Annotated in this window: 16 protein-coding genes; 10 read left to right on the forward strand and 6 right to left on the reverse strand. The window is 71.5% G+C overall.

The window, feature by feature from the left end:
• Nucleotides 1-35: 35 nt before the first annotated feature.
• Genes ACFVXA_RS34055 through ACFVXA_RS34065 form a run of 3 tightly spaced genes read left to right on the forward strand, consistent with a single transcriptional unit; the run spans nt 36 to nt 3,244 of the window.
• Nucleotides 36-1,433: a gluconate:H+ symporter gene (locus ACFVXA_RS34055; protein WP_362020532.1), complete on the forward strand. Its 1,398-nt coding sequence runs from the start codon at nt 36-38 to the stop codon at nt 1,431-1,433.
• Between the two features lie 10 nt (nt 1,434-1,443).
• A complete protein-coding gene (locus ACFVXA_RS34060) occupies nt 1,444-2,202 on the forward strand; it encodes an SDR family oxidoreductase (RefSeq protein ID WP_383907813.1) in 759 nt (252 codons plus the stop codon).
• Nucleotides 2,203-2,215: 13 nt separating this feature from the next.
• Nucleotides 2,216-3,244: an L-idonate 5-dehydrogenase gene (locus ACFVXA_RS34065; RefSeq protein WP_383747897.1), complete on the forward strand. Its 1,029-nt coding sequence runs from the start codon at nt 2,216-2,218 to the stop codon at nt 3,242-3,244.
• 3 nt (nt 3,245-3,247) lie between these two features.
• On the opposite strand, the gene ACFVXA_RS34070 is transcribed toward ACFVXA_RS34065, so the two are convergent.
• The 5 genes from ACFVXA_RS34070 to ACFVXA_RS34090 form a co-directional block, all read right to left on the reverse strand.
• Nucleotides 3,248-3,883, reverse strand: coding sequence for a cytochrome b/b6 domain-containing protein (locus ACFVXA_RS34070; RefSeq protein ID WP_383747899.1), 636 nt, complete (start codon nt 3,881-3,883; stop codon nt 3,248-3,250).
• The gene (locus tag ACFVXA_RS34075; protein ID WP_362021093.1) at nt 3,867-4,556 is read right to left on the reverse strand and encodes a molybdopterin-dependent oxidoreductase; all 690 of its coding nucleotides are present in this window, start codon (nt 4,554-4,556) and stop codon (nt 3,867-3,869) included. Before ACFVXA_RS34075 ends, ACFVXA_RS34070 begins: the two co-directional genes overlap by 17 nt.
• A 356-nt stretch (nt 4,557-4,912) precedes the next feature.
• Nucleotides 4,913-6,493 (reverse strand): APC family permease, encoded by a 1,581-nt coding sequence (locus tag ACFVXA_RS34080; RefSeq protein ID WP_390028192.1) that lies wholly within the window; start codon nt 6,491-6,493, stop codon nt 4,913-4,915.
• 68 nt (nt 6,494-6,561) lie between these two features.
• Nucleotides 6,562-7,512 carry a hypothetical protein gene (locus ACFVXA_RS34085; RefSeq protein ID WP_362020518.1) on the reverse strand — a complete coding sequence of 317 codons (951 nt, stop codon included), beginning with the start codon at nt 7,510-7,512 and terminating at the stop codon, nt 6,562-6,564.
• 369 nt (nt 7,513-7,881) lie between these two features.
• On the reverse strand, nt 7,882-9,537 hold the full coding sequence (locus tag ACFVXA_RS34090) for an FAD-binding dehydrogenase (protein WP_383747901.1): 1,656 nt from the start codon (nt 9,535-9,537) through the stop codon (nt 7,882-7,884).
• Nucleotides 9,538-9,862: 325 nt separating this feature from the next.
• Here ACFVXA_RS34090 and ACFVXA_RS34095 point away from each other — a divergent pair, with 325 nt between their 5' ends.
• Nucleotides 9,863-10,756, forward strand: a complete 894-nt coding sequence (locus ACFVXA_RS34095) for a DMT family transporter (RefSeq protein ID WP_362020513.1) — start codon at nt 9,863-9,865, stop codon at nt 10,754-10,756.
• A gap of 372 nt (nt 10,757-11,128) precedes the next feature.
• Entirely contained in the window at nt 11,129-11,626 is a 498-nt protein-coding gene (locus ACFVXA_RS34100; protein ID WP_384401677.1) for an NUDIX hydrolase, read from the forward strand.
• Here ACFVXA_RS34100 and ACFVXA_RS34105 read toward each other — a convergent pair.
• Entirely contained in the window at nt 11,608-12,396 is a 789-nt protein-coding gene (locus ACFVXA_RS34105; protein WP_383907801.1) for a hypothetical protein, read from the reverse strand. The two genes, ACFVXA_RS34100 and ACFVXA_RS34105, sit on opposite strands and share 19 nt — an antisense overlap.
• 65 nt (nt 12,397-12,461) lie before the next feature.
• On the opposite strand from ACFVXA_RS34105, the gene ACFVXA_RS34110 reads away from it, so the two are divergent.
• The 5 genes from ACFVXA_RS34110 (at nt 12,462) to ACFVXA_RS34130 (ending at nt 16,046) form a co-directional block, all read left to right on the forward strand.
• The gene (locus ACFVXA_RS34110) at nt 12,462-12,854 is read left to right on the forward strand and encodes a DUF202 domain-containing protein (RefSeq protein ID WP_362020507.1); all 393 of its coding nucleotides are present in this window, start codon (nt 12,462-12,464) and stop codon (nt 12,852-12,854) included.
• Nucleotides 12,851-13,186 carry a DUF202 domain-containing protein gene (locus ACFVXA_RS34115; RefSeq protein ID WP_362020504.1) on the forward strand — a complete coding sequence of 112 codons (336 nt, stop codon included), beginning with the start codon at nt 12,851-12,853 and terminating at the stop codon, nt 13,184-13,186. Before ACFVXA_RS34110 ends, ACFVXA_RS34115 begins: the two co-directional genes overlap by 4 nt.
• A gap of 171 nt (nt 13,187-13,357) precedes the next feature.
• Nucleotides 13,358-13,654: a hypothetical protein gene (locus ACFVXA_RS34120; RefSeq protein ID WP_362020501.1), complete on the forward strand. Its 297-nt coding sequence runs from the start codon at nt 13,358-13,360 to the stop codon at nt 13,652-13,654.
• A 139-nt stretch (nt 13,655-13,793) separates the two neighbouring features.
• Nucleotides 13,794-14,816 carry a phosphotransferase family protein gene (locus ACFVXA_RS34125; RefSeq protein ID WP_383747907.1) on the forward strand — a complete coding sequence of 341 codons (1,023 nt, stop codon included), beginning with the start codon at nt 13,794-13,796 and terminating at the stop codon, nt 14,814-14,816.
• Between the two features lie 6 nt (nt 14,817-14,822).
• Nucleotides 14,823-16,046 carry an acyl-CoA dehydrogenase family protein gene (locus ACFVXA_RS34130; protein ID WP_362020496.1) on the forward strand — a complete coding sequence of 408 codons (1,224 nt, stop codon included), beginning with the start codon at nt 14,823-14,825 and terminating at the stop codon, nt 16,044-16,046.
• Nucleotides 16,047-16,165 lie beyond the last annotated feature (119 nt).

The raw sequence follows: 16,165 nt of genomic DNA on the forward strand, positions 1-16,165 counted from the left end.
CCCCCTTCCCACCTTCCACAAGCAAGGGAACAACCGTGACCAGACTCAGCGTCGAGATGCTGGCAGCGGACACCGTCGAGCCGATCACCTCGGCGGGCCATGCTCAGCTGGGCATCGCCGTGCTGGCGGGCATCGCCGTCATCGTCCTGCTCATCACCCAGTTCAAGCTGCACGCATTCCTGGCCCTGACCATCGGCTCGCTCGCCCTCGGCGCGTTCGCCGGGGCGCCGCTCGACAAGACCATCGTCAGCTTCACCACCGGTCTCGGCTCCACCGTCGCCGGTGTGGGCGTCCTGATCGCGCTGGGCGCGATCCTCGGCAAGCTGCTGGCCGACTCCGGCGGCGCCGACCAGATCGTCGACACGATCCTCGCCAAGGCGGGCGGGCGCGCCATGCCGTGGGCGATGGTCCTGATCGCCTCGGTGATCGGTCTGCCGCTGTTCTTCGAGGTCGGCATCGTGCTGCTGATCCCGGTGGTCCTGATGGTCGCCAAGCGCGGCAACTACTCCCTGATGCGCATCGGCATCCCGGCGCTGGCCGGTCTGTCCGTGATGCACGGCCTGATCCCGCCGCACCCCGGCCCGCTGGTCGCCATCGACGCCGTCAAGGCCAACCTCGGCCTCACGCTCGCGCTCGGTGTCCTGGTCGCCATCCCGACGGTGATCGTGGCCGGTCCGCTGTTCTCGCGGTACGCGGCCCGCTGGGTGGACGTCCCCGCTCCCGACCGCATGATCCCGGCCCGCGCGTCCGAGGAGCTGGAGAAGCGTCCCGGCTTCGGCGCCACCCTCGCCACGATGCTGCTGCCGGTCGTGCTGATGCTGTCCAAGGCCCTGGTCGACATCGTCGTCGACGACCCCGCGCACAAGGTGCAGCGTGTCTTCGACGTCATCGGCTCGCCGCTGATCGCGCTGCTCGCGGCCGTGATCGTCGGTATGTTCACGCTGGGCCGGGCGGCCGGCTTCACCAAGGAGCGCCTCTCGACGACCGTCGAGAAGTCCCTCGCCCCGATCGCCGGCATCCTGCTGATCGTCGGCGCGGGCGGCGGCTTCAAGCAGACGCTGATCGACTCCGGCGTGGGCCAGATGATCCTGGACATCTCCAAGGACTGGTCGATCCCCGCGCTGCTGCTGGCCTGGCTGATCGCGGTGGCCATCCGGCTCGCCACGGGTTCGGCGACCGTCGCCACCATCTCGGCGGCCGGTCTCGTCGCCCCCCTCGCGGCCGACATGTCGACCGCCCACACCTCCCTCCTCGTCCTCGCGATCGGAGCGGGCTCGCTCTTCTTCAGTCACGTCAACGACGCGGGCTTCTGGCTGGTCAAGGAGTACTTCGGGCTGAGTGTCGGCCAGACCGTCAAGACCTGGTCCGTGATGGAGACGATCATCTCGGTGGTGGCCGGTGGACTGGTCCTGCTGCTGTCCCTCGTGATCTAGGAGTACGCGGATGAGTCACCCGCTCTTCGACATCAGCGGCCGTACGGCTCTGGTCACCGGTTCCAGCCGCGGCATCGGACTCGCGCTGGCACGGGGTCTCGCGGAGGCCGGCTGCACCGTCGTCCTCAACGGGCGCGACCCCGAACGGCTCACCGAGGCGGCCTCGGAACTGCCCGGTGACATCCACACGGCGGTGTTCGACGTCACCGACGCAGCGTCGGTGGCCGCCGGCACGGCGGACATCGAGGAGCGGGTGGGCCCGCTCGACATCCTCGTCAACAACGCGGGCATGCAACTGCGCGCCCCGCTGCTGGAGTTCACGGACGCGGACTGGCACCGGATCCTGAACACCAACCTGACGAGCGCGTTCCTGGTCGGGCGCGAGGCGGCCCGCCGGATGACCGAGCGCGGCCACGGAAAGATCATCAACATCTGCTCGTTGCAGAGCGAGGTGGTCCGGCCGGGCATCGCCCCGTACGCGGCCACCAAGGGCGCGCTGAAGATGCTCACCAAGGGCATGTGCGCGGACTGGGGCCCGCACGGCGTGCAGGTCAACGGGCTGGGCCCCGGCTACATCGAGACCGAACTCACCAGGCCCCTGGTGGCGGACGAGGAGTTCAGCGCGTGGGTGCGGCGGCGCACCCCGGCCGGGCGGTGGGGCCGTACGGACGACCTGGTCGGCGGGCTGCTGTTCCTCGCCTCTCCCGCGGCGGACTTCGTCAGCGGGCAGGTGCTGTACGTCGACGGCGGCATGACGAGTGTGCTCTGAAGGGGAGTCGGCCATGTTCGGTTGCGTGATCCACGGCCGGGGCGACCTGCGGGTCGACGAACTGCCCGTGCCCTCGCCCGGCCCCGGCCAGGCGCTCGTCGCCGTCCGGTACGGCGGGGTGTGCGGTTCCGACCTGCACTACTGGCGCCACGGCGGGGTCGGTGACTTCCGGCTGCGGGAGCCGATGGTGCTGGGGCACGAGGTCGTCGGGACGGTGCTCTCCTACGGTGCCGGAGCCTCAGGTCCGGTGGCGGGTACTCCGGTCGCCGTGCACCCGGCGACTCCCTGCGGGGTCTGCCCCGAGTGCGTCGACGGCCGCGCGAACGTCTGCCGCGACACGCGGTACCTGGGCAGCGCGGCGCGCACACCGCACGTACAGGGCGCTTTCGCGGCCCAAGTCGTGGTCCCGGCCGGGCAGTTGCGGGCGCTCCCCAGCGGGCTCGGCCTCACCCGGGCCGCGCTCGCCGAGCCGTTGTCCGTCGCGCTGCACGCGGTACGGCGGGCCGGTGCGGTGGCGGGCCGGCATGTGCTGGTCACGGGGGCCGGGCCCATCGGCTGCCTCGTGGTGGCCGCCGTGAAGGCCGCGGGCGCGGCGCGGGTCACGGTGACGGACCTGCTGCCGCGGGCGCTGGAGTACGCCGTCGCGGCGGGCGCGGATTCCGTCGTACGGGCCGATGACGCCGCCGGTCCCGGGTGGCCCCAGGAGGTCGACGTCGCGATCGAGGCGTCGGGGGTCGCGGCGGGGCTCGACACCTGTCTGCGCCTCGTCCGGCGAGGCGGGGTCGTCGTCCAGCTCGGCATGCTGCCGTCCGGGCAGAGTCCCTTCGCGGGGAATCTGGTGGTGAGCCGGGAGATCGAACTGCGCGGTGCGTTCCGCTTCGACGTGGAGTTCGACGAGGCGTTGGCGCTGCTGGCGGGTGAGCCTCGCTTCGACGCGTTGATCAGTGCGGTGGTGCCCCTCGGGGAGGCGGAGGCGGGGTTCGCCTTGGCGGCGGACCGGAGCCGGTCGTGCAAGGTGCTGCTGGACTTCGGGGACGCATAACTCCTAGGGGCGCCACAGCGGATGCTCGGTATCCGCCCAGTCGCGGCTCACGGAGCCCGTCCGCAGGCCCTCCCGGGCCTCCGGGTCCCCCAGCGCCATGCCGATGTGTCCGGCCAGGACGATGCCGATCGTCAGGGCCAGCCAGTCGTGGACGAACGTCGCCGAAGTGCGCCACATCAACGGGGTGAGATGGGTGAACCACATCAAAAGACCCGTGCCCAGCATCACGAGCGAGGCCCCGGCGATCCAGGCCGCGTAGATCTTCTGTCCGGCGTTGAACTTGCCCGCAGGCCGGGACCGCGGACGCTTGTCGCGCCGCAGGGCCGCGCGCAGCCACACCCGGTCGTGCGGCCCGAAACGGTTCAGGAAGCCCAGGTCCGCGCGGAATGCGCGGGAGGCCAGGCCCGCCAGGACGGGCACGGGGAGCATCAGCCCCGCCCACTCGTGCACCCGCACCACGAGCTCACGGCGACCGACGAGTTCGGCGAACTGGGGGATGTAGAGGCAGGCCGCGGTGGCCACGCACACGCCCATCAGGACGGCGGTCCCGCGGTGCACCCAGCGCTCGGCGCGGCTGAAGCGCCGCACCCGGGAGGAGTGCGCGGACACGGCCGGGGTGTCGTCAACTCGTGGGTGCATCGTCACGTCCGTTCGAACGGCCGACCCACGCGTCCACGTCGTACCCCCGGTCCTCCCAGTACCCGGGGCGGACCTCCTTGGTGACCGTGATACCGGAGAGCCACTTGGCGGATTTGTAGAAGTACATGGGGGCTACGTAGAGGCGGACGGGGCCCCCGTGGTTGTGGCCGACGGGCTTGTCCTGCATGCGCAGGGCCACCAGGACGTCGGCACGCCGGGCCTGCTCCATCGTGAGGCTCTCGGTGTAGGTCCCGTCGAAGCAGGTGAAGCGGATCGCCCCGGCCGAGGGGCGCACTCCCGCGGCGTCCAACAGCCGGGACAGCCGGACGCCCTCGAAGGGCGTGCCCGGGACGCGCCAGCCCGTGACGCACTGGACGTCGTGTACGAGCCGGGTCTGCGGCAGGGCCCGCAGGTCCGCCAGGGTGTAGGTCCTGGGGCGGTCGACCAGGCCGTCGATGGTGAGGCGGTAGGTGGTCTCGTCCTTGTGCGGGACCGACGTGGCCACCGAGTAGTAGCGGAACCCGCCGCCGTTGGGCAGCAGGCCGGTCAGGCCGGTGGGGTCCTTCTGGGAGGCGCCGGCGAGGAAGGATTCGAGACCGCGCTGGAGCGGGGGCGCGGCGATCACGCCGAGGGCGCCGAGTCCGAGCGTCCCGAGCAGGACCCGACGACCGATCGGCGTGCCGCGCTCCTCCGGCCGCTCCGGACTCCGCTCCTCCGGCCGCTCCGGACCGCGCTGCCTCGGCCGCTGGGGACTCCGCTCCTCCGGCCGTTCCTGATCCCGTTCGCGCGCCGGCCGCTCCGGGCGGCGCTTTGGGGGTCGCTCCCGGGCGCGTTCGTCGGACCGTTCCGGTTCTTGCTCCGGTCCTCGCTCCGGTTCTGGTGCCGGCTCGCGCTCCTCGGGCTGTTCAGGGTTCACACACTGATTCGAGCACCCGCGACCCCCAAAAGGCCAGCGGCGGCGGGTGCCCGTCAGCGTTCCGTAATGACTTCTTACGTGCCGTTCAGGGAGCGTGCTCCAGGCAGGCCGCTTCAGGACACGGACTCGGCCGCCTTGTCCAGCTGGAACGCCTCGTTGCCGAGCCCGATCCGGGCATGTGCCTCGGGCCTGCGGGAGCGCAGCACCAGGCCCTGGATCACGCCGACGAACAGGGCCGCCCCGATGATGGCGGGCAGCAGCCAGCTCAGCGAGGAGCCAGGTCCGGCTCCGACCAGGACGTCGAAGTCCTTGACCGTGTAGACCGCGATGACGAGCAGCGCGACGCCCGCGACCGCGGACGTGGCGAGGCGCCAGGCCTGGGCCCGCGCGGCGCCGCGGCGGGCGAAGAAGACGATGACGGAGAGCGAGGCGGCGGCCATCAGCACGATGACACCGAGCGCCCCGATGTTGCCGCCCCAGGTGAACAGGTGCAGCACGGGTGCGGTCGGGTCGCCGGTCGGCTTGTCGTCGGCGACCGCGAAGCCGATCACGAACACCAGGGATATGGCGGTCTGGAGCAGCGAGCCGGTGCCGGGGGCGCCGCTCGTGCCGGTCGTCCGGCCGAAGGCGGAGGGCAGCAGTCCCTCCCGGCCCATGGCGAAGGCGTAGCGCGCCACGACGTTGTGGAAGCTGAGCATCGCCGCGAACATTCCGGTCACGAACAGGACGTGCAGGACGTCCGTGAAGGTGCCGCCGAGCCGCGACTCGGTGAGGAAGAAGAGCAGGCCCGCGCTCTGCTTCTGGGAGGCGCCGACGATCCCGGAGGGGCCGGCGGCCACGGTGAGCGCCCAGCAGCTGACCGCGAAGAAGACGGCGACACCGGCGACGGCGAGGAACATCACGCGTGGCACCAGGACGTGCGGCCGGCTGGTCTCCTCGGCGTACACCGGGGCCTGTTCGAAGCCGAGGAAGGCAGCGATGCAGAAGCACAGCGCGGTGCCGACCCCGGCGCCGGTGAGCGTGTCGGGGTTGAAGGCGTGCAGCGACAGGCCCTCCTTCGCCGGGTCGGCGACGGCGGCGATGTCGAAGATGACGACGAGGGCCACCTCGATGACCAGCAGCACGCCCAGCACCCGCGCGTTGACGTCGATCTTCAGCCAGCCGAGCGCGCCGACGACCAGGACCGCCACCAACGCCGGTATCCACCAGGCGACTTCGAGGTCGAGGTAAGTGGAGAACAGTCCGGACACCTCGAAGCCGAAGATGCCGTAGATGCCCACCTGGAGGGCGTTGTACGCGACGAGCGCGACCAGCGCGGCCCCTGCGCCCGCGGTGCCGCCGAGGCCCCGCGAGATGTACGCGTAGAAGGCGCCCGCGTTGTGGACGTGACGGCTCATCTCGGCGTACCCGACGCTGAAGAGCACGAGGACGACGCCGAGGATGGCGAAGAGCAGCGGCTGCCCGACGATGCCCATCACCGCGAATGTGGTGGGCATGACACCCGCGACCACCATGAGCGGGGCGGTCGCCGCGAGGACGGAGAGCAGCAGACCGCCCGCGCCCAGCCGGTCGGCGCGCAAGGCGCGCTCCTGTCCCTTGAACGTGCGGATGCCTCCGCCGTCGGCGGCGGCCGCCGGTCTGCCCGTGTTCGACGTACTCGATGTGCTCGATGTGCTCGAACTGCCCGTCGTCATCGCGGGGTCGTCCTTTCGGATGTCCGGTTCTCGGGGGTGGTCGGGGTCGGTTGGTCGCTCTTGGTGATTCACACCGCGCCGAGCGCGCTGTCGCGTGCGGCGCGGAAGGCTTTGTACGGATCGCGGTCCGGGTACGACCACGGCGCCGGGGTGGCGTGCTCCGCGATGCGGTGGAACAGGGCGGCGGCCTCGGCGCCCCGGCCCTCGCAGTACTTGGCGTGGGCGAGGAAGTTGAGGTCGACGAGGCGGCGCGGATGGTCGTCGCGCTCCCACTCCAGCCACCAGTCGAAGGCCGCCTTCATCACCTGGCGGGCCCGGCGTCCGACCCAGTGCCCGGAGGCGACCGGGTCGGCGGGCTCGCTGCCGCTGGTGGCGAGCACGCGGTAGCGCTCGGCGTGCGCGACGACGGGGAGGATGGCGAGCGGCGAGTCGGCGGGCGCCTGTTCGGCGGCCCAGTTGGCGAAGTCGTACACCTCGTGCAGCGGATCCTGGCCCGCAGCGGCGCGCCGCTCGGCGAGCCGGGCGACCATCAGATGGTGGGCGTGGTGGTGATCGGCGTACCGGTGCCGCACCTCGTCGAAGAGCCGGACCACGTCGTCCTCGGTGCCCAGCGAGCGTTCCAGGAGAAGCAGGCCGAGCCAGGGGGTGGGGTCGGCGGGTGCGAGCACGGCGGCGGCGTGGCAGGCCTCGCGGGCGCGCTCGGGGCGTTCCTTGCCGCTCAGGGCGCGCTGGACGGTCGCGCAGCCGAGAAGTACGGCGGCGTCGGCGGACTCGGGTTCGGCGAGCTGCCAGTCGCGGACCCAGGGAAGCGCGGCGGACTCCTGGGCGAGCACGGTGACGCGGTGGCCGCGGCGGTCCCAGTCGTCGCCGGTCGCGGCGAGCAGCGCGCGGACCGCCGTCCAGCGCCCCTGGTTCAACGAGGTGCGCGCGGCGGCGAGTTCGGCGTCGTCGAGCGCGGCGTCGAAGGCCTGAGCCGCGCGCTTGCGACCGCGGCCGAGGGGAGGTGGGGGTGGTGACACCGCGGGTCTTTCCTCACAGGGCGCGGTTCGTCAGGAGTCGATCACGCACAGCAAACCCGCAGCCAATGCTTTTAGTCAAGGGCCGACCAAATCGCTACACGTGTCAACTGCCCTCGCGGGCCGTGAAGTTGACCCTGCGGCCGACCGCCTCCGCGAGCGGGTTCGGCCCGCCCCGGCACCCCTCGATCTCCCCGGTGCTGAGCCCGCCCCCCCGTCTCGGCCTCCCGGAGCTCGCCCCCCTCTCGACCTCCCCGGAGCTCAGCCCACCCCCGTCTCGGCCTCCCCGGCGCCGAGACCGCCCCCGTCTCGCCCCCCCGGCGCCGAGCCCACCCCCTTGGCCGCCGCTCAGCCCAGCGCCTTGGCCGCCGCTCAGCCCAGCGCCTTGGCCGCCGCTCGGCCCGCCGTGCGGCCGGAGAACAGGCAGCCGCCGAGGAACGTGCCTTCGAGCGAGCGGTATCCGTGCACTCCGCCGCCGCCGAATCCGGCGGCCTCACCGGCGGCGTACACGCCCTCCAGCGGCTCGCCGCCCCCGGTCAGCACGCGCGAGGAGAGGTCGGTCTCCAGTCCGCCGAGGGTCTTGCGGGTGAGGATGTTGAGACGGACGGCGATCAGCGGGCCCGCCTTGGGGTCGAGGATGCGGTGCGGGGACGCGGTACGGATCAGCTTGTCGCCGAGGAACCTGCGGGCGCCGTGGATCGCCGTCACCTGGAGGTCCTTGGTGAACGGGTTCGCCATCTCCCGGTCGCGCGCGACGATCACGCGGCGCAGCTCCGTCTCGTCGATGAGCGGCTCCTTGGTGAGCGCGTTCATCCCGCGGACGAGCGCGCCGAGGTCCTTCTCGACGACGAAGTCCACGCCGTTGTCCATGAACGCCTTGACCGGTCCGGGGACGTCGGCGCGGGCCCGCCCGATGACGTCCTTGACCGACTTGCCGGTCAGGTCGGGGTTCTGCTCCGAGCCCGAGAGCGCGAACTCCTTGCCGATGATCTTCTGGTCGAGCACGAACCACGTGTAGTCGTACCCGGTACTCATGATGTGTTCGAGCGTCCCGAGCGTGTCGAAGCCGGGGAAGAGCGGCACGGGCAGCCGGTTTCCGCGCGCGTCGAGCCAGAGGGAGGACGGGCCGGGGAGGATGCGGATGCCGTGGTTGGCCCAGATGGGGTTCCAGTTCTGGATGCCCTCGGTGTAGTGCCACATGCGGTCGCGGTTGATGAGGTGGGCGCCCGCGTCCTCGGCGATCCCGAGCATCCTGCCGTCCACGTGCGCGGGGACGCCGGAGACCATCCTCTCGGGCGGGGTGCCCAGCCGCTCGGGCCAGTTGGCGCGGACGAGGTCGTGGTCGCCGCCGATGCCGCCGGACGTGACGATCACCGCCTGGGCCTTGAGTTCGAAGGCGCCGGTGACCGTGCGACTGCTGGCCTGCCCGCGCTCGATCCCGGACGGCTCCAGGACCTCGCCGGTCACCGTGTCCACGGAACCGGCGCTGCGCGCGAGGCCCGTGACGCGGTGGCGGAACCTCAGCTGCACGAGTCCGCGGGCGACCCCGGCCCGTACCCGCCGCTCGAAGGGAGCCACCAGGCCGGGTCCGGTCCCCCACGTGATGTGGAAGCGGGGCACCGAGTTCCCGTGCCCGTTGGCGTCATAGCCACCGCGCTCGGCCCAGCCGACCACCGGGAAGAAGCGCACGCCCTGCCGGTGCAGCCAGGATCGCTTCTCGCCGGCCGCGAAGTCGACGTACGCCTCGGCCCATTGCCGCGGCCAGTGGTCCTCGGGCCGGTCGAAGGCGGCGGTGCCCAGCCAGTCCTGGAGGGCGAGCGCGTGGCTGTCCTTGATCCGCAGGCGGCGCTGCTCGGGAGAGTCGACGAAGAAGAGCCCGCCGAAGGACCAGTGCGCCTGGCCGCCGATCGACTGCTCCGGCTCCTGGTCGAGGAGGATCACCGTACGGCCCGCGTCGACGAGCTCCGCGGTCGCCGCGAGCCCCGCGAGGCCCGCTCCGATGACGATCACATCTGCGTCGTAGGCCATGGGCCCGTCCTCTCGGCATTCCGACTGGTCGGATCGGCTGGTCGGATCGGCGTCGTCCTGAGGGGTCCTCAAGAAGTTCCCCACGGGCGTGGTCATGAGGCGTTTGTCACGTACCGATCGGCAGCTTCGCTGGTTGATGAGACATTGGTGGTGGTTGACCGTGCAGGTCGGCCACTCCTTGTTACTGATCGGTCAGATCCTTCGGCAAGAAGAGTGACCGAGTCAACTGCCTGGTTCCGGGTACTCCTGGGGGCAGGCTCCGGTCCTTGGCACTACAGTCGGCGGCACGCAACCGTGGCCCGCCTGACGTCTCGAGGTACACAGCGTGTCGGTTCTCGTTCTGATCCTCGCCGTGAGCGCGGCCTGCTGTCTCGGCTTCGGCTTCGTGCTCCAGCAGAACGTCGCCTCGCACGCGCCGCTGAGCGACTTCCTCTCCCCCCGTCTGCTGCTCGACCTGATCCGGGTCCCCCGCTGGCTGGGCGGCATCGGGCTCATGGTCTGCGGCATGGTCCTCGGCGCGATCGCCCTGGGCAAGGGCGAGATCTCCCTGGTGGAACCGCTCCTCGCGACAAACCTGCTGTTCGCCCTCGCGCTCTCCCGCCACCAGACCAAGCAGCCGCTGGGACGACAGGGCTGGACCGGCCTCGTGCTGCTCGCGGGCGGCGTCTCGGCGTTCATCGTGGCGGGTCAGCCGCAGGGCGGCGACGCCGTAGCCGACCCGCTTCGGCACTGGCTGATCATCGGGGTCATGGTCGGCCTCGCGCTGCTGCTCACCACGTACGCGAAGAGGTCACGGCTGAGCGCAGGCCCCGTGCTGCTCTCCCTCGCCGCCGGGCTGCTGTACGGCGTCCAGGACGCGCTCACGCGGGTCAGCGGGCAGCGGTTCGGGGCGGGGGGCTGGAGCGAGCTGCTCACCGGCTGGCAGCCGTACGCGGTGCTGGTGCTCGGTGTGACGGGCCTGGTCCTGGTCCAGAGCGCCTTCGAGACGGCGCCGCTGCGGATGTCGCTGCCCGCGCTCACCGCGGCCCAGCCTCTGGCCGGGATCCTCTGCGGGGTGGGTTTCCTCGGTGACCAGCTGCGTACCGACGTGGGGGCCCTCACCTGGCAGGCGGCCGGACTCGCGGGCGTCGTCGTGGGGATCGTCCTGCTGGGCCTGCATCCGGCGATGCCGAGCGGGGCGGCACCGGCGGAGCCGTCACGGGACCTTCAGACCCGTTGAGCGTCATGGTCCGGGCGGCGCGGGCGGTACTGCCCCCGCCGGGCTCCCGGCTGCTTGGATGGCGACATGACTGAGGACGGAGACTCGACCGTGGACGGGGACACGACCGTCCACGGGCACACGACCATGGACGGGGACACGACCGTCGACGGGGACCTGACCCTGGAAGGGGATCTGACCATGGACGGGGACCTGACCGTGGACCGGGACCTGACCGTGGACCGGGACACGACTACGGACGGGGACACGACCGTCCACGGGCACACGACCATGGACCGGGACCTGACCATGGACCGGGACAAGCCCGTCGACCGGGACCCGACTGCGGACGGGGACACGCCCGTCGACGGGAGCACCGGTCCCGCTGACGAGATCCTCGACATCGTGGACGAGAACGACCAGGTGGTCGGGCAGTCCCCACGCGGACAGGCGTACGCGCGCGGCCTGCGCCACCGATGCGTCTTCATCCGGGCCCGGGACGCCGAGGGCCGGATCTTCGTCCATCGCCGCACCCCCACCAAGCTGGTCTTTCCCTCCCTCTACGACATGTTCGTCGGCGGAGTCGTCGGAGCCGGCGAGTCGTACGACGACGCGGCGCTGCGTGAGGCCGAGGAGGAGCTCGGCGTCACCGGGCTGCCCAGGCCCTCGCCCCTCTTCAAGTTCCTGTACGACAACGGCGCCGGTCAGAGCTGGTGGTCCGCCGTGTACGAGGTGCGCTGCGACCTCCCGGTGAACCCGCAGGCCGAAGAGGTCGCCTGGCACGACTTCCTCTCCGAGGAGGAGGTGGAGGCGCGCCTGGCGGACTGGACGTGGGTACCGGACGGCCTGGCCGCGTACGAGCGTTTGCGGGACTACCGGGCGGGAGGCTGATCCCCCGGGGTCCGGCCACCGGCGAGCGCGTCGGCCAGCGCCTGCTCCTGGCCCGCGGTGATGGCCGGTCCGAGCAGGACGGTTCTGGGGCTGTGCGGGCCGTCGCACACCGCAAGCGGGGAGGGTCGGCCGGTACTGCCGCTGAGCGGGCTCTGTCCCTGCACCGCCCAGGTGGGGCCGTCCCAGAACGGATGGTCCAGAAACCGCTCCGCCGCCTCGGCCGCCGCGTCCTCGGACACCCCGACCGTCGTGAGCGCGCCCGCGATCCGCTCCACCGCCTCCGCCACCGGGACGTCGGCGTCACCGAACGCGGGGAGCAGCAGGAGCAGCCGCAGGTCGGGGTCGCGTATACCCTCGGCGTCCGCCGGAGCGGAGGACGCGACGGCGACCAGCTCGGGCCAGGACAGCCCCGGCCCGCTGAAGTGACCCTCGATCGAGGCGAGGTGACCGTGCCGGCGCCAGTCGGGGTGCGTGATCAGATAGCTGGTGCCGGGGTCGTCCGGGAGGTTGCTGTGGACGATCCACAGGAGGTGCCCGCCCGCCATCGGCAGGGGGTACGCGGGCCAGACCTCCGTGGCGTCGTACAACGCCTCGGCGGCCGCGTCGACGTCCGCCGTGTCCGCGCCGAACAGCTCCGGCTCTTCCGCGAACTCGCCCCAGGTCGGGCCGTAGTACGCGGGCCAGAATCCGGGCAGCCGGATCAGGTGCTCGGAGGCCGCGATGCCGTAGCCGGGCAGCGCGTACGAAGCCAGTGACGTGGGAACTTCCATGGCCCGAACCGTAGCGGGGGGCACTGACAACGCCCCGTGCCGGGCGCCCCGGTAGGGTCCAGGGCGTGATCGAACTCGTGCGTAATGTCCGGATGTGGTTCGCGCCCGGGGAGGTCCGGGCGGAGGGCCGGACGCCCGACTACCGGTTCTCGTTGGCCAACGAGCGGACCTTCTTGGCCTGGCTGCGCACCGCCCTCGCCCTGATCGGCGGCGGCTTCGCCGTGGACCAGTTCCTGCCCGACCTCCGGTGGGGCTGGCGCGTCGGCCTGGCCCTGGCCCTGCTGGGCGCGGGCGTGCTCTGCTCACTGCGCGCCGTCAACCACTGGATCCGGTGCGAGCGGGCGATGCGGAAGGGCGATGACCTGCCGGTGTCGCGCTTCCCGGCCGTGCTGAGCATCGCCGTCGCGGTCGTCGCCGTGGCCATGGTCGTCGTCGTACTCGTCGGCTGGGCGGGATGACCACGACGAGCACCCCCGCGGGGGAACGGGACCCGGGGCTCCAGCCGGAACGCACGCGTCTCGCCTGGCGCCGTACGACCCTCTCCAGCACGGTCGCCGCCGTGCTGGCCACGAAGACCGCCCTGCACGGCGGCGGCTCGGTGGCCGGGGTCGTCGCCTGCGCCCTCTGCTGCGCCCTCTGGCTGGGATTCCTGGCGGTGGCGCACCGCCGTATCCGCGTCCTCGCGGCATCCGGCCCGGGCGGCCCCCCGGCACTCACGCCCCGGCACGCGACGACGGCGGCCCTGTGCACGGTGGCACTGGCGGTGTGCGCGGCGGCGCTGGTGTTCTGACGGCTCCCGCCGGCCCACGGGGGTGTCTCGCGGACCGATCGAGTCCCTGCGCCTTCATGGTCTCGACCCTCTGGGGTACTCGGGCGACACGTGAGACGAAATGGGGGCAATTGCGACACTTTGCGGCGCTAGCCTGAGCCGTCATTCCACGCCACACCGAAGGTGAGCACCATGACCACCCTTCACCAGGAGCACCCCACCCACGAGCACATCCACGGCCCGGACTGCGGTCACACCGAGGTCCGCCACGGGGACCACATCGACTACGCGCACGACGGCCATCTGCACCGCGAGCACGCGGGGCACTGGGACGAGTGCGAGCCGAGCACTCACACCGCGCACGACGGGCACGGCCACCAGCACGGCGAGGGCTGCGGGCACCCGGCCGTGGAGCACGGCGATCACCTCGACTACGTGCACGACGGGCACCGGCACGCCCAGCACGAGGGACACTGGGACGACCACTGAGCCCTCCCGTCGTACGGCGTCTCCCCCGGATTCCCTGACCCCGGGGGAGACGCCGATCACGTTTCGCGCACCCGCTGGACGACATACCGACTGGTCGGCATCATAGTCACGTCCCGTTTCCGTGTGCGTAGGAGCAATGATGAGCCCAGACCACCCGCCAGGTCTCGATCTCGACCAGTTGCGCGGCCTGCTCGACCGTGAGCGGCCCGGACTGGTGAACGGCCCCCTGACCGGCCGGCTGATCGAAGGCGGACGGTCGAACCTCACGTACGCGGTCACGGACGGCGCCACGAACTGGGTCGTCCGTCGGCCTCCGCTGGGCCATGTGCTGGCCACCGCGCACGACATGAAGCGCGAGCACCGGGTGATCAGCGCACTGCACCCGACGGCCGTGCCGGTGCCCCGTCCGGTGCTGCTGTGCGAGGACGAGTCGGTGCTCGGCGCGCCGTTCTACGTCATGGAGTTCGTGGAGGGCACGCCGTACCGCACCGCCGAGCAGCTCGCCCCGCTCGGCCCCGAACGCACCCGCGACGCGGTGCTCGGCCTGGTGGACACCCTGGTCGAACTGCACTCGGTGGACCCCGCCGAGGTGGGCCTCGCGGACTTCGGCCGGCCCGAGGGCTTCCTCGACCGGCAACTGCGCCGCTGGGGCAAGCAGCTGGACGCCTCCAGGAACCGCGAACTCGCCGGCGTCGACGAGTTGCACGCGGCCCTGGGACGCGAACTGCCGCACTCCCCCGCGCCCGCCGTCGTGCACGGCGACTACCGGCTCGACAACGTGCTGATCGGCACGGACGACCGGATCAAGGCCATCCTGGACTGGGAGATGTCCACCCTCGGTGATCCGCTCACCGACCTCGGCCTGCTGGTGATGTACAGCGCGCCGCTGGACCTGCCCGACTCCCCCATCAGCACGACCGCTTCGGCCGCCGGACACCCGGACCCGGCCGAGATCATCGAGCGGTACGCCGCGCGCTCGGGGCGCGATGTGTCCGCCGTCTCCTGGTACACGGCGTTCGCCTGGTTCAAGCTCGCCGTGATCCTGGAGGGCATCCACTACCGCTACACGCTCGGCCAGACGGTCGGCGCCGGCTTCGACCGCATCGGTGAACTGGTCCCCTTCTTCATCGAGCACGGCCTGACCACCCTTCAGGAAGGCTGATCCGCCATGGACTTCGCATTCGACGCGCGCACCGAAGAGCTGCGCGGAAAGCTGCTCGCCTTCATGGACGAGTATGTCTATCCGGCGGAAGCCGTCGCCGAGGAGCAGCGCGCTCAGCTCGCCTCCCCGTGGGACACGCCCGCCGTGGTCGGGGAGTTGAAGGCCGAGGCCCGCAGGCAGGGCCTGTGGAACCTCTTCCTCCCGGACTCCGAGTACGGCGCCGGGCTCACCAACCTCCAGTACGCGCCGCTCGCCGAGATCACCGGCCGCAGCCCGCACCTGGCGCCCACCGCGCTGAACTGCGCCGCGCCCGACACCGGCAACATGGAGGTGCTCGCGCAGTTCGGCGACGAGCAGCAGAAGAAGCAGTGGCTTGAGCCGCTGCTCGCCGGCGAGATCCGCTCGGCGTTCGCGATGACCGAGCCCGAGGTGGCCTCCTCCGACGCCACGAACATCACCACGCGCATCGAGCGATCCTCCGACGGTTCCGCCGAGTACGTCATCACCGGCCGCAAGTGGTACATCTCCGGGGCGATGAACCCGGACTGCAAGATCTTCATCGTGATGGGCAAGACGGACCCGGATGGTTCCGACATCCGCCGTCAGCAGTCGATGGTGCTGGTGCCGCGCGACACGCCCGGGGTCGAGGTCCGGCGCGCCATGCAGGTGTACGGCTACGAGGACCACTCCCACGGCGGCCACGCCGAGGTCGTCTTCGACCACGCCCGGGTCCCCGTGGCCAACCTGGTCGGCGAGGAGGGCGGCGGCTTCGCCATCGCCCAGGCTCGGCTCGGGCCCGGGCGGATCCACCACTGCATGCGGCTGATCGGCATGGCCGAGCGGGCGATCGAGCTGATGTGCCGCCGGGCCGTGTCCCGCACGGCCTTCGGCAGGCCGCTGGCCCAGCAGGGCGTCGTGCAGAACTGGATCGCCGACGCGCGCGTCGCCGTCGAGCAACTGCGGCTGCTCGTCCTGAAGACCGCCTGGATGATGGACACCGTGGGCAACAAGGGCGCCCACACCGAGATCCAGGCCATCAAGATCGCCACGCCGCGTACCGTCGTCGACATCCTCGACAAGGCCGTCCAGCTGCACGGGGCCGGGGGCGTCAGCCAGGACTTCCCGCTCGCCGAACTCTGGGCCGCCGCGCGCACCCTGAAGCTCGCCGACGGCCCCGACGAGGTCCACCAGCGGTCGCTGGCGCATCGGGAGATCAAGAAGTACGGGTGACCGTCCGGTCGGTGGGGCGGTGGTGGGTTTCCTCGCCCCCGCCGCCCCTGCCCGTTCCCGTACATGGGGGCTCAAGAATTGCGCAGTTCCCCGCGCCCCTTTTCAGGGGCGCGGGGAAC

It is taken from the genome of Streptomyces sp. NPDC058246, from assembly GCF_042881985.1.
Classification (GTDB): Bacteria; Actinomycetota; Actinomycetes; order Streptomycetales; family Streptomycetaceae; genus Streptomyces.

Bases quoted from the DNA above. Each gene is read 5' to 3' on its own strand.
- ACFVXA_RS34060 (WP_383907813.1), top strand. From the start codon at position 1,444: ATGAGTCACCCGCTCTTCGACATCAGCGGCCGTACGGCTCTGGTCACC.
- ACFVXA_RS34065 (WP_383747897.1), top strand. From the start codon at position 2,216: ATGTTCGGTTGCGTGATCCACGGCCGGGGCGACCTGCGGGTCGACGAA.
- ACFVXA_RS34070 (WP_383747899.1), bottom strand. From the start codon at position 3,883: ATGCACCCACGAGTTGACGACACCCCGGCCGTGTCCGCGCACTCCTCC.
- ACFVXA_RS34080 (WP_390028192.1), bottom strand. From the start codon at position 6,493: ATGACGACGGGCAGTTCGAGCACATCGAGCACATCGAGTACGTCGAAC.
- ACFVXA_RS34090 (WP_383747901.1), bottom strand. From the start codon at position 9,537: ATGGCCTACGACGCAGATGTGATCGTCATCGGAGCGGGCCTCGCGGGG.
- ACFVXA_RS34105 (WP_383907801.1), bottom strand. From the start codon at position 12,396: ATGGAAGTTCCCACGTCACTGGCTTCGTACGCGCTGCCCGGCTACGGC.
- ACFVXA_RS34115 (WP_362020504.1), top strand. From the start codon at position 12,851: ATGACCACGACGAGCACCCCCGCGGGGGAACGGGACCCGGGGCTCCAG.
- ACFVXA_RS34120 (WP_362020501.1), top strand. From the start codon at position 13,358: ATGACCACCCTTCACCAGGAGCACCCCACCCACGAGCACATCCACGGC.
- ACFVXA_RS34125 (WP_383747907.1), top strand. From the start codon at position 13,794: ATGAGCCCAGACCACCCGCCAGGTCTCGATCTCGACCAGTTGCGCGGC.
- ACFVXA_RS34130 (WP_362020496.1), top strand. From the start codon at position 14,823: ATGGACTTCGCATTCGACGCGCGCACCGAAGAGCTGCGCGGAAAGCTG.